Genomic DNA, 12,667 nt, shown 5'->3' on the forward strand with positions numbered 1-12,667 from the left:
GAACCCACCGTAAAATCAATTACATCTCATCCTGATAAAACCATGTCTATGCCTGATTTCGCTCACCGCCAGCGCCAATCCGACCTGCGTCGCCTGCTTGTACTTGTGCTGCTGCTCTTTGTTGCCGCAGCCGTCAGTCTGTGCGCGGGCGACCGGTGGCTGGGGCCGGAAAGCTGGTTTGGCGCAGACGGGCAGCTTTTTGTCTGGCAAATCCGTCTGCCGCGTACCCTGGCGGTGATCCTCGTTGGCGCGGCGCTGGCGCTCTGCGGCACCATGATGCAGGCGCTGTTTGAAAACCCGCTGGCGGAGCCGGGCCTGCTGGGAGTGTCGAATGGGGCAGGCGTAGGGCTGATTGCGGCGGTCATGCTGGGAGGCGGAGAGCTTTCAGCCTGGAGCATTAGTCTGAGCGCCATTGTCGGTGCGCTTGTGATTACCGTGATACTCCTGCGCTTCGCAAGACGTCATTTATCGACCAGCCGGTTGCTGCTGGCCGGGGTTGCGCTGGGGATCATTTGCAGTGCGCTCATGACCTGGGCGGTCTATTTTTCTACCTCATTTGATTTACGCCAGTTGATGTACTGGATGATGGGCGGGTTTGGCGGCGTTGACTGGCGCCAGGGGTGGCTGATGGTGTTGCTTATCCCGGTGATAATCTGGGCGTGCTGCCAGGCGCAGCCGCTGAACATCCTTGCGCTGGGGGAAACCTCCGCCCGCCAGCTCGGCATGTCGATGAATTTATGGCGCAATGTGCTGGTCATTGCCATTGGCTGGATGGTGGGGGTGAGCGTAGCGCTGGCCGGTGCCATTGGTTTTATTGGCCTTGTTATCCCGCACATGCTACGACTTTGTGGCGTCACGGATCACCGCACGTTACTCCCGAGCGCGGCCATAGCCGGTGCGGCAACGCTGCTGATGGCTGATATTATCGCCAGGCTTGCACTGACTGCCGCTGAATTGCCGATTGGCGTGGTCACCGCCACGCTAGGCGCGCCAGTATTTATCTGGCTACTATTAAAAGCCGGACGTTAAACCTACCCAACCACGGAATAAACTGAGGGGATGCTATGCAGTACGATATTCTGAATACCGAAGTGACCACCATTGACGGCGAGAAAACCACGCTGGAAGGCTACAAGGGCAACGTGTTGCTCATCGTCAACGTGGCATCTAAATGTGGCCTGACGCCGCAGTACGAACAGCTGGAGAACATTCAGAAAGCCTGGGAGAAAGACGGTTTCGCCGTACTGGGCTTCCCGTGCAACCAATTCCTGGGTCAGGAGCCGGGCAGCGAAGAGGAGATTAAAACCTTCTGCAGCACCACCTATGGCGTGACGTTCCCGCTATTCAGCAAGATCGACGTCAACGGTGAAGACCGCCACCCGCTCTATGCGAAGCTGGTTGCCGCAGCGCCGACCGCCGTGGCGCCAGAGGGCAGCGGTTTCTATGAACGTATGGCAAGCAAAGGGCGTGCGCCGCTCTATCCTGACGATATCCTGTGGAATTTTGAAAAATTCCTGATCGGTCGCGACGGCCAGGTTGTCCAGCGTTTCTCACCGGATATGACCCCTGAAGATCCGATCGTCATGGAGTCTATCAAGCTGGCGCTGGCGAAATAATGACGTTGCTGATGCAGCTCACGGACGTCGCCGATAAGGGACGTCTGGAGCCGGTAACCGGTGCTATCAATGCCGGAGAAATCCTGCATCTTGTTGGGCCAAATGGGGCCGGTAAAAGCACGCTGCTGGCACGCATGGCGGGCTTGACCTATGGTCCGGGCGAGATCGAGCTGCAGGGGCACGCCCTTGCCGACTGGTCACCGGTATCGCTGGCACACCGGCGTAGCTATTTAGTTCAGCAGCAGGTGCCACCGTTTGCGATGCCGGTATGGCACTATCTGATGCTGCATCTGCATGATAAAAACAGCGCCACGCTGCTCTCGGATGTCGCGACGGCGTTAGGGTTAGACGACAAACTCGCCCGTCACGCCAGCCAGCTCTCGGGTGGGGAGTGGCAGCGCGTGCGTCTGGCCGCGGTTATCCTGCAGATCCATCCGGCAGGAAATCCTCACGGACGCTTGCTGCTCCTGGACGAGCCGATGAGCGGTCTGGATGTCGCCCAGCAGGCGGCGCTGGATACCCTGCTAAGCGGGTTGTCCCGTCAGGGGATAGCCGTCGTCATGAGCAGTCATGACCTGAACCACACGCTGCGTCATGCCCACAGGGTCTGGCTGCTGTCGCGAGGCAAAATGATTGCCAGCGGCGCGCGTGACCAGGTTCTTACGCCCCCAAATCTTGCCCGCGCGTACAATATGTCGTTTCGCAGGCTGGACATAGAAGGGCATAAGATGCTGATTTCTACGGCACCGGAGTAACCGTTTCTTGCGCGGTTGCACAATTGCACGCTAAATTACGAAAAGAACAATAAAAGCAGAGGATTCGTCTGAAAATGCGATTCTGGTTTCTTCTTGCAGCGGCGTTATTTCTTGCGGGATGCAGTAGCCATCGTGCGCCACCACCTAATGCGCGACTGTCTGATTCCATTACGGTCATTGCCAGTCTTAACGATCAGCTGAGCAACTGGCGCGGCACGCCGTATCGTTACGGTGGGATGAGCCGTGGCGGTGTGGATTGCTCTGGGTTTGTGCTCATGACGTTTCGCGATAAGTTTGATTTACAGCTACCGCGTGAAACGCGTAAACAGGCTGAAATCGGCACTGAAATTGATAAGGACGATTTACTGCCTGGCGACCTGGTATTTTTCAAAACAGGCTCAGGCGAAAGCGGCCTTCATGTTGGCATTTATGATACGGATAACCAGTTCATTCATGCCTCAACCAGTCGTGGGGTGATGCGTTCATCACTCGATAATGTTTACTGGCGTAAAAACTTCTGGCAAGCCAGGCGTATTTAGCAACGCTTAACATGTCAGTTTCCTGGCGCGTACTGGCTAAAAAAACGCGCCTGAGTTTCAGATATATGTTGATTAAAGTTAAATTTACGCCGAATTAATTATGTCTGTATGTGTCTGTTTTATCTAAAACTGGCTATTAATGAGTAACCAGGATAAGATTATTTTTAGATTCAGGGATAAATCTGAAAACTAATACGGAACTAATGAAATTAATCTTATTAAAATCAATACAGTGGAATTGTGTCAGCAATTGCTCCAGGATGTCCTCTATCATCTTTAAAGCGGGGCGAGCGCAATGATAATCACGCTAGATAATGCTTACCAGTCTGAGTTTTTACTTTGCCCTGCACGTAATAGTGCCGGGGAGCTTAAAGCTTTAGAAATTATGGTTAACTTTGTTGGCGTGGAAACAAACGTACGAATCCCCACTGAACTGGTTATCCCACATCTTTCACCTGCGGAAGAGCTCGCGCTGTTTCAGGAAAAACTGCAACTGCTCGAGACATGCAAACTGTTCTTTATTCAGCATCAGCTTATTGCATGGATTAATATTACACCTGCAATTGTTGAGTTTTTATTAACAAATGAAAACGCTGTTTCAATAATCGAACGCTTCCCGTTTCTGGAGTTTACTGTTAATGAGAACTATCCAGGTTTAAATAACGGGAAGGACGATCTGACGATGGCAAGGATGGCGATCCGTTATCCGCTGGTGCTGGCCAATTTTGGTGCCGGGGCCGCTTCTCTGAAGCCTGTGTATGACGGTTTGTTTAAACGTGTGATCATCGACAGAAACTTTATTCAGCAACGCGTCACCGAGCTGTCATTTGAGCCATTTATGCGAGCGATCCTCTGGCAAATAACACCGCACTGCCAGTCGGTGATTGTCGCTGGTATCGACGACCACGGAACATTGCAGCGCGTGATGCCATTTGAATTCGGCGCGATGCAGGGTGCGCTCTGGCCTGCCGTCACGGCGGAACAAGTCACCCAGCTTGTGCAGTGATAACCCTTGTTTTCGCCCGTGTTTAAGTCCAGGTAAACCCTCTACACTAAAGGCAGGAGGACTTATGACCCTGTCTTTTACTGCACACTGGCATGACGAGTTGCCCGGCTTTTACACCGCGCTCAAACCAACCCCATTAAACAATGCCCGACTGATCTGGCATAACGACCAGCTTGCCGATACGTTGGGCGTTCCGCCTGCGTTATTCCAGTCCTCTGAAGGCGCTGGCATCTGGGGCGGCGAAACGCTGCTCCCTGGCATGAAACCCCTGGCCCAGGTCTACAGCGGACACCAGTTTGGCGTCTGGGCGGGACAGTTGGGTGATGGGAGAGGCATTTTGTTGGGTGAACAACAACTCCCCGACGGACAATCATTCGACTGGCATCTGAAAGGTGCGGGTCTTACCCCGTATTCCCGCATGGGCGATGGCCGCGCAGTGCTGCGCTCAACCATCCGTGAATGTCTGGCGTCGGAAGCAATGCACGCTCTGGGTATTCCCACCACGCGGGCGTTATCCATCGTGACCAGCGATACGCCCGTCGCGCGAGAAACGATGGAGCAGGGGGCGATGCTGATGCGCGTTGCGCAAAGCCACCTGCGTTTTGGCCATTTCGAACATTTCTATTATCGTCGTGAGCCGGACAAGGTCCGCCAGCTTGCCGATTACGCCATTCGCCGCCACTGGCCCGCATTGCAGGACGAAGCGGATAAATACCGACTCTGGTTCCTTGATGTGGTGGCGCGTACCGCGTCAATGATTGCCCGCTGGCAAAGCGTGGGCTTTGCGCACGGCGTGATGAACACCGATAACATGTCCATCCTGGGGCTGACCTTTGACTATGGCCCGTACGGCTTCCTGGATGATTATCAGCCGGGCTATATCTGTAACCACTCCGATTACCAGGGTCGTTACAGCTTCGACAACCAGCCGGCGGTCGGGCTGTGGAATTTGCAGCGCCTGGCGCAATCTTTATCGCCGTTTATCGATGTTGATGCCCTCAACGATGCGCTCGACACCTATCAGGACGTTCTGCTGAGCGAGTACGGGAAATTAATGCGCGGGAAACTGGGGCTGATAACCCAGGAGAAGGGCGATAACGACATCCTGAACGGGCTTTTCGCGCTGATGGCGCGCGAGGGCAGTGATTACACCCGCACCTTCCGGATGCTGGGCCAGACAGAGCAGCACAGCAGCGCTTCTGTGCTGCGCGATGAGTTCATCGACCGCCAGGCCTTTGATAACTGGTACCAGCAGTATCGTGAGCGTTTGCAGCGCGATAATGTGGATGATGCAACCCGTCAGGCGCAAATGAATGCGGCTAATCCGGCGATGGTCTTGCGCAACTGGCTGGCGCAGCGGGCAATTGAACAGGCAGAGCAGGGTGAATACGCGGAGCTGCACCGGTTGCACCTGGCGTTACGCACGCCTTTTGCCGACAGGGATGATGATTATGTCAGCCGCCCGCCGGACTGGGGCAAGCGGCTGGAAGTCAGCTGCTCAAGCTAAGGGGCGAGAAAAACCTGCGGCGCGTGGTGAGCCGGATGCCTGCCGACGTGAACCTGCGCGCCATACCAGTGTGCCAGGGTGTCGGCCTGCAAGACCTGTTCGGGCGTACCGTGGGAAACTATCTGCCCGTTATGTAATAACACAACCCGATCAGCCCACAGTGCGGCAAGATTCAGGTCGTGAAGAACAATACAGACGTGTAATTTTCCCCGGCCGGTTAAGGTTTTCAACAGGCGCAGTAGGTGCTGCTGGTGGTAAAGATCCAGCGCCGAGGTTGGCTCATCCAGAAACAGCCAGCCGCCTGGTTCGCCGTCACACCACAACTGCGCCAGCGCGCGGGCAAGCTGCACGCGCTGCTGCTCTCCTCCGGACAACGCCGCGAACTGCCGCCCGGCCAGCGGTAAACAGCCGGTTATCTCCATCACTTCACGTACAACCGCTGCTTCAGGATGGTGTGTCCAGGGCGCGCGGCCCATTCCTACTACGGCTTCTACCGGCCAGTCAAAGCCCAGCTGTGTCTGCTGTCGCATCACTGCCCGACGACGGGATAATTTTTCCGGGTGCCAGTCGTGAAGGGGGGGCCCCGCCAGTAAGCATTGTCCGCTCGCCGGTTTGAGATAACCCGTGAGCAGGCGCAATAACGTCGATTTCCCGGCACCGTTAGGGCCAATCAGCGCCACCAGCTCGCCCTGGGATAACGAAAGGGATACGTCATTAATCAGGGTGCGGTGTGGCACGCTGAAGGTGAGATTTTCTGCGCTAAAACAATCAGCCATGCTGGCCTCCCCGACGGAAAATAAGCCACAGGAACCAGGGGGCGCCAAGAATGCTGGTCAGTAACCCAACCGGCATTTCCGCCGGAGCAACCAGAGTTCGAGCAACCGTATCGGCAATCAACAGTAAAAATGCGCCAGCCAGTACGGAGCCGGGGATCACCGCCCGGTGATCGGCCCCGAGCCACATTCGCATCAGATGCGGAACCACCAGCCCGACAAAGCCGATAACGCCACTGACGGCAACGGCAGCCGCCACCAGCAATGCGCTGCACAGCAGTAACACACGCTGAACAACCTTCACATCGACCCCGAGATAGTGCGCCTCTTCTTCGCCCAGTTGCAGCAGATTGAGCGCAGTCGCAAGCCGCCAGATGATCCACACCGTAGGCACCATCAGCGAGGTCACGGCCAGAAGCGTTGACCACTGGGCCTGTCCAAGGCTACCCATTCCCCACAACGAGAGCTGGCGAAGCTGAGCATCGTTACTGATCCAGGAAAGTACCCCCACCGCCGCACCGCACAGCGCGTTGATGGCAATGCCCACCAGCAGCAGCCGCGAGAGCGAGCTTTCCCGCTGCTGGCTGAGCAGAAAAATCACCACGGTTGCCGCCAGCGCGCCGAGAAATGCCGCCAGCATCGGCGCATATAACATCACCAGAGCTGGCAGCGAAAGCGGAATAACCACCCACAGCGCAACGGCCAGCGCAGCGCCGCTGCTGATCCCAAGCAGGCCCGGATCGGCAAGGGGGTTGCGAAACAGCCCCTGCATCACACAGCCCGCCAGCGCCAGCGAACCACCAATCACCAGCGCCAGCAGCACGCGGGGCAGGCGGATGGTCAGCCAGATCTGACGAAGTGCGTCATCGCTGTTATTCCACAGCAGGCTCACCGGCAGGCGCAACGCGCCAAAACCGGTTGCCACAAGCGTCATCCCCAGTAGCGCCACGGCCAGCATACACAGTGAGAATGTGATACGCCGGGTCATCAGGGCAACTGCTCGGCTTTCGTGCGCAACTGTTGAATGGCCTGCGGCGTGCGTACGCTGAAGCCCAGCAGTGCCATATCATCAATGGCCAGTACCTGTTTATGACGCCCTGCCGGTGTTTGCGCCAGACCTGGCAGCTTCCACAGATTATCTTCACCGCCGAGCGCTTTCACGCCGTCCTGAGAAATCACAACCAAATCGGGCTGGCTTGCGATAACCCCTTCCTGCGAGAGTGGCTGATAGCGGGTGAAGCCCTGCATGGCATTCTGCAACCCCGCAGCGCGAATAGCGGCATCGGCCCCGGTCTGTTGTCCTGCCGCCATTGCGGTCATGCCGCCATGGTTGAGGATAAACAGCACACGCTTGTTAAGCGGTGTCGTGGGCAGTGCTGCGAGCTCCTGACGCAGCTTGCCGCGCAGGATCTCGCCCAGTGCCTGCTGGTGAGTGGCTTGGGCAATCACACGGACTTTTTCGTCAATCACGCTCAGGTCATTGCTGCCGGGCACGGTGACGACTTTCACATGGCTTTGTTCGACCTGCTTTAGGGCAAGAGAAGGCTGTGCCTGCGCACTTGCCAGCACCAGCGTCGGGCGCATTGATAAAATCCCTTCGGCATTAAGCTGGCGCAAATACCCCACATCCGGGAGATTGTTTGCCGCCTGCGGCCACTGGCTGGTACTGTCGCGTGCGACCAGGGACGACTGCGCGCCAAGCGCATAGACAATCTCAGTGACATCGCCGCCAAGCGTGACCACTTTCTCAGGCGTGGCGGCAAACGCGACCAGCGGTAAGGCGCTGAGCAGGGCGAACCATTTTTTCATGCGGCCAGCCCTTTTGGTGTCAGGGCATCAATCTGGCTGCGCCACTGGCTTTGCTCTGGTTCACCTTCGGTACGCTGACCGTACAGCTGTGCGATTTGCGTGCCGTCGGCGGCAAACAGCTCCAGGCTGGTCACATGACCGTCAGCGGTAGGTTTGCGGGTCACCCAGGTTTCGGCAATGGTTTCTTCCAGCAGATGCAGGGTAAAGGCCGGATTAAAGATGTTCAGCCAGCCTTTCATCGGCACCAGTTTTCCTACGACGCCGGTGAAGATCTGCACGCACCCGCGGTTGCCGACAAACACCATAATTTCGTTACCGTCCTGACGGGCGGTATCCAGCAGTTGCGCCAGCGCGCGGTTATCGATCTTGCACGCCAGATCGTCACCCACCAGGCGGAAGGCCTGCTGGCGGGACAGATTGTGGCGTTTCAGCAGGGCAAAGAACTGATGGACGTCGGTCATGGCACGCCACTCTTTATCCACCAGAGCACCGTCGGCGTTTTCAGCATGAAGAGGCAGTTCCGCGGCTTTCAGCTCAAGTGGTGGGTTATCGGCAAAGATAAAGCGCGTCAGCAGATCGCCCCAGGCAGAAACGTCAGTGTTGTCGGTGGTGTACACCTTCAGCAACGCATCGCCCTGATGGTCGAAGAACTGGATGCTCTGACGTTCACCACGGGCGGTGGTTTCGCTGATATGGAACACGCTCGCCCACTGGTTCAGGAACAGACGTAAATCCAGCGCACGCGGATTTAGCACCAGCCCGGCGTGGCCGTTGAGATGCTGGTTGGTGAAGGCGCCAACCTGCTCGTGAACGGCATATTCGTTGCGGCAGATACACTTGGTTTCACCCACGGTTTCCAGTGCACCTAAGATCTCGCGAATTTCTCCGCGCAGCCGCCATGCGTCATGCCCTACGCGTGCAAAGGTCAGCTCGGCTTCACTGACATTCATCAGGCCTGCGATGTCACGCGCGTACTTACCCGGGTTTTCTTCTTTTAGCTCAAGCCAGCGTGTGTAGTGATTCATTGTCTCTTCCTTTCTTTATGTTTGCCCCGGCGAGCCGGGGCGAGGGGATTACCACTGATAGCTCACGAAAATCTTACCGTTACGGCCATCCTGCGGGATGCCCTGCGGTGACCAGTACTCTTTATCGAAGGCGTTACCCAGCACCAGCGTGGTGGTTACCCCTTTCAGCTGCTCCTGGCCTTTATAGCTCACGTAGAAATCGTTGACCGCGTAGCCGGGTTGTTTGCTGTAGCTGCTGCTGATATGCGTTGAACGATCAACAAATGTGCCGATCCAGCCCACTGAGAAACCGCTTTGCGCCACCGGGATGTCCAGCTTGCTGGTGACGGTGTCCGGATTAATGCTGGAGATGTACTCGCCGGTGTCGGTGTCTTTACCGCGTGTACGGTTATAGGCCATATCCAGGCTGAACAGATCGGCGGAGTATTTTGCCATCACGTCCCAGCCCCAGATTTTGGCGTTTGGCACGTTATAGGACATGGTCGTCGCGGCAGCAAAATCGACGGTGGTTGAGATGTAATCTTTCGCTTTGGTGTCGAAGTAACTGGCTTTGAACTCCAGCGCATCGCTGGCCAGCATCAGGTTGTCAAAGCGCAGACCAAAACCGTACTCCTGGGTTTCGTTGGTTTCCGGGCGCAGGTTCGGGTTTGGCACCCAGTAGTTAGTGTAGAAACTGCCGATGGAGAAGTGCTTCGCATCGTTGTACATCTCACCCATTGTCGGGGCACGGAAGGCCTGGGCGTAAGAGCCGAACAGCATCAGCCAGTCGGTTGGGCTGACGGTTAACCCCGCGCGGGATGACCACTGGTCGGCATCCACATCGTCATAGCCATCGCTGCTGCCGCGATAGTTGTCATAACGCGTACCGCCGAGGATCGTCACAGGCAGGTCACGCAGGGTGATTTCGTCCTGTAACCAGCCGGAGCTGAAGTCAATTTTCGCGTCCGGGAAACCGGTAGTTACGCCACCCGGGTTCTGCTCCTGGCGGTAGTATTCGCCGCCGTAGGTGAGCAGGTGCGATGCGAACGTATCAGAGAACAGACGGGTGCGGTTTTCAACCTTGCCGCCCCTGGTGGTTTGCTTGCGGAATTCGCCTGAGCCATCGATGTTCTGGGCATTAATACGCGCTTCCGACCAGTAGACTTTTGCATCGGCATTGAGCCAGTCGTTGCCTTCCGGGGCAATGTTGTAGCCAAGCTGGGCGTCCCGCTGGATGGTGGAACGGTCAGTCATTGGATTGCTGGTATCGCTGGCTTCAGAGGTTTGCGGGTTTTTGGGCTCCTGCGCCGCATTATTGTAGTAGCGCAGCGAGCCGCTCAGCGTCTGGGCGGTGTCGATTTTCCAGCTGCCTTTCGCCAGCATATTGTTGATGGACTCATCGTTTGGTGCAGTCGTACCGTTGCTCTGGCGAATATCCCCGCGATCGCGGCTTGACCAGGCGACTAAGCCATCCAGGGTATCGGTACGGCCATAGGCGCTCGCCCCCAACCCGATACTGTGATCGCCTGTAGCCCCTGTCGCGAATACGCGATAACCGCTGTTTTTGCCCGGCTCCAGCAGGTCTTTGGCATCGGCGGTGTCATAGGAGATCACGCCACCCAGCGCACCACTGCCGTACAGCAGGGCAGACGGGCCGCGAACCACTTCAATGCGCTTGATCAGCGCCGGATCCAGGAAGGTGCTGTTGAGGTGCCCGGTGTCAGTGCCCTGGCGTACACCATCAACCAGCACTAACACACCGCGACGATCGTAACCGCGCAGGTTGATATCCTGGCCGTTAGTACGTCCGGTACCGTCCAGCGTCAGGCCCGGGACTTTGCGCAGCAGGTCTGCGGCGGAGCTGGTGGTCTGGTTTTCCGGGGCGGTAGCGTCAATCACGCTCACCATCATCGGGGCTTCAAAGGCACTGCGGGCATTACCGGTCGCGGTAACGGTAATATCATCTGCGGCAGCAAACGCGGCGCCCGGCAAGGTGCTGACAATGGCCAGCGCCAGAAGTGATGGACGCAAAGACGCGGAATGCGGGTGTGGCATAGCAACTCTCCATTAAGAATCGAAAGCGCTGGCTGCCTGGGGATCACCTGGGTGGCTGGCGTATTTTTTTGAGTAATTTATTTAGTCAGGATCAGTTTTCCGGCATGGGTCTGGCGCAGCAGGTAGTGCTGGCCGTCATGCTCGATGATGACCCGCCCCTCCTCACCCAGCAGACTTTTGCTGTCGATACGACGGTCGTCAGGAGAACGGGAAGGTGCTGTGTGTGTTTTTATAGGTGTTGCCGCGGCGTTATCCATACGTGACATAATATTTACAAATAACAATCAATGTAACAATGATAATCATTATCAACAAAGTCAAAATTCACAGCAAGCCTTTTTGTGAAAAATTTGTGACGGGATCAAATTTGAGGGTGAGGTGCGGTCTGATGCCCTCAGCCCGGTGGGAGAGGGAGAAGGGCACGTACCTTAGGCCGGGTAAGCGCAGCGCCACCCGGCAGGATTTAAAAGCGCGAGTCCACGGCTGAGGCCAGTTTCTCCAGCAGCAGCTCGCTGTCTTCCCAGCTCAGACACGGATCGGTAATCGACTGACCGTAAACGATAGGCTGGCCAGCCACCACTTTCTGCGTCCCTTCTTTCAGGAAGCTTTCAGCCATGATCCCGGCCACGGCCGTTGAGCCGCTGCGGATCTGCTGACAAACCTCATCGCAGACATCCAGCTGGCGGCGATGCTGTTTCTGGCAATTGCCGTGGCTGAAGTCCACCACCAGGTGTTCTGGCAGATCAAACTCGGCCAGCGTTTCACAGGCGGCAGCGATATCTTCTGCGTGGTAATTCGGCTTTTTGCCACCGCGCATAATGATATGGCCGTATGGATTCCCGCTGGTCTGGTAAATGGTCATGTGGCCATTTTTATCCGGCGAGAGGAACATATGGCTGGCACGGGCCGCGCGGATCGCATCAACCGCGATGCGGGTATTGCCGTCGGTACCGTTTTTAAACCCAACCGGGCAGGAGAGGGCAGACGCCATCTCGCGGTGGATTTGGCTTTCGGTGGTCCGCGCGCCAATCGCGCCCCAGCTGATCAGATCGGCGATAAATTGCCCGGTCACCATATCGAGGAATTCGGTCGCGGTAGGCACACCCAGTTCATTGACCTGTAACAGCAGCTTACGCGCCAGCTCAATACCGTGATTCACGCGATAACTGCCGTTCAGGTCAGGGTCAGAAATCAGCCCTTTCCAGCCGACAACGGTGCGGGGTTTTTCAAAGTAGGTACGCATCACGATTTCCAGGCGATGCTGGTGCTTTTCACGCAGCGCCTGGAGTCGTTTGGCGTAATCCATCGCGGCATCCAGGTCGTGAATGGAACAAGGGCCGATGATCACCAGAAGACGGCGGTCTTCACCATTCAGGATTTTTTCAATACGACGGCGCGAGGCCGTGACATGTTCCGCAACGCCTGCGGAAACAGGATGTCGCACCGCCAGTTCAGCCGGGGTAATCAGGCTATCAATACGCGCAGTGCGGAGTTCGTCGGTTTTGTTCATGGAATATCTCAGAAAATTTTTGCTTCATCGGCAGACTACCGGGAAGTGATGGGCATCACCTTAAACCAATCCCTGCTGATTTCAAGTTCGGGG

General features: G+C 56.6%; 13 protein-coding genes. 6 read left to right on the top strand and 7 right to left on the bottom strand.

Annotation, left to right across the window (positions count from 1 at the left end):
• Positions 1–48: 48 nt before the first annotated feature.
• The 6 genes from btuC to selO all read left to right on the top strand — a co-directional run bounded on the left by btuC (position 49) and on the right by selO (position 5,423).
• On the top strand, positions 49–1,029 hold the full coding sequence (gene btuC / locus N1249_RS09090; protein WP_259838062.1) for a vitamin B12 ABC transporter permease BtuC: 981 nt from the start codon (positions 49–51) through the stop codon (positions 1,027–1,029).
• Positions 1,030–1,064: 35 nt separating this feature from the next.
• Positions 1,065–1,616, top strand: a complete 552-nt coding sequence (locus tag N1249_RS09095; RefSeq protein WP_259836946.1) for a glutathione peroxidase — start codon at positions 1,065–1,067, stop codon at positions 1,614–1,616.
• Positions 1,616–2,371 (top strand): vitamin B12 ABC transporter ATP-binding protein BtuD, encoded by a 756-nt coding sequence (btuD, locus tag N1249_RS09100; RefSeq protein WP_259836948.1) that lies wholly within the window; start codon positions 1,616–1,618, stop codon positions 2,369–2,371. Before N1249_RS09095 ends, btuD begins: the two co-directional genes overlap by 1 nt.
• 74 nt (positions 2,372–2,445) lie before the next feature.
• The gene (locus N1249_RS09105) at positions 2,446–2,910 is read left to right on the top strand and encodes a C40 family peptidase (RefSeq protein WP_014069907.1); all 465 of its coding nucleotides are present in this window, start codon (positions 2,446–2,448) and stop codon (positions 2,908–2,910) included.
• A gap of 295 nt (positions 2,911–3,205) precedes the next feature.
• Positions 3,206–3,916 carry an EAL domain-containing protein gene (locus tag N1249_RS09110; RefSeq protein WP_259836951.1) on the top strand — a complete coding sequence of 237 codons (711 nt, stop codon included), beginning with the start codon at positions 3,206–3,208 and terminating at the stop codon, positions 3,914–3,916.
• 64 nt (positions 3,917–3,980) lie between these two features.
• Positions 3,981–5,423 (top strand): protein adenylyltransferase SelO, encoded by a 1,443-nt coding sequence (selO, locus tag N1249_RS09115; RefSeq protein ID WP_259836953.1) that lies wholly within the window; start codon positions 3,981–3,983, stop codon positions 5,421–5,423.
• Here the strand turns inward: selO and N1249_RS09120 are convergent.
• The 7 genes from N1249_RS09120 to aroH form a co-directional block, all read right to left on the bottom strand.
• Entirely contained in the window at positions 5,420–6,199 is a 780-nt protein-coding gene (locus N1249_RS09120) for a heme ABC transporter ATP-binding protein (protein WP_259836955.1), read from the bottom strand. The two genes, selO and N1249_RS09120, sit on opposite strands and share 4 nt — an antisense overlap.
• A complete protein-coding gene (locus N1249_RS09125) occupies positions 6,192–7,184 on the bottom strand; it encodes an iron ABC transporter permease (RefSeq protein WP_259836957.1) in 993 nt (330 codons plus the stop codon). Before N1249_RS09125 ends, N1249_RS09120 begins: the two co-directional genes overlap by 8 nt.
• Positions 7,184–8,005, bottom strand: coding sequence for a hemin ABC transporter substrate-binding protein (locus tag N1249_RS09130; protein WP_259836960.1), 822 nt, complete (start codon positions 8,003–8,005; stop codon positions 7,184–7,186). The genes N1249_RS09125 and N1249_RS09130 overlap by 1 nt, the downstream gene beginning before the upstream one ends.
• A complete protein-coding gene (gene chuS, locus N1249_RS09135) occupies positions 8,002–9,030 on the bottom strand; it encodes a hematinate-forming heme oxygenase ChuS (protein WP_259836970.1) in 1,029 nt (342 codons plus the stop codon). The genes N1249_RS09130 and chuS overlap by 4 nt, the downstream gene beginning before the upstream one ends.
• A gap of 48 nt (positions 9,031–9,078) precedes the next feature.
• Entirely contained in the window at positions 9,079–11,064 is a 1,986-nt protein-coding gene (locus N1249_RS09140; protein WP_259836975.1) for a TonB-dependent hemoglobin/transferrin/lactoferrin family receptor, read from the bottom strand.
• A 77-nt stretch (positions 11,065–11,141) separates the two neighbouring features.
• Positions 11,142–11,330, bottom strand: a complete 189-nt coding sequence (gene hemP, locus N1249_RS09145; RefSeq protein WP_259836977.1) for a hemin uptake protein HemP — start codon at positions 11,328–11,330, stop codon at positions 11,142–11,144.
• 197 nt (positions 11,331–11,527) lie between these two features.
• On the bottom strand, positions 11,528–12,574 hold the full coding sequence (gene aroH / locus N1249_RS09150; RefSeq protein ID WP_259836978.1) for a 3-deoxy-7-phosphoheptulonate synthase AroH: 1,047 nt from the start codon (positions 12,572–12,574) through the stop codon (positions 11,528–11,530).
• Positions 12,575–12,667: the final 93 nt, after the last annotated feature.

Origin of the sequence: Enterobacter sp. CP102, from assembly GCF_025152625.1 — a bacterium.
GTDB classification, from domain to species: Bacteria; Pseudomonadota; Gammaproteobacteria; order Enterobacterales; family Enterobacteriaceae; genus Enterobacter; species Enterobacter soli.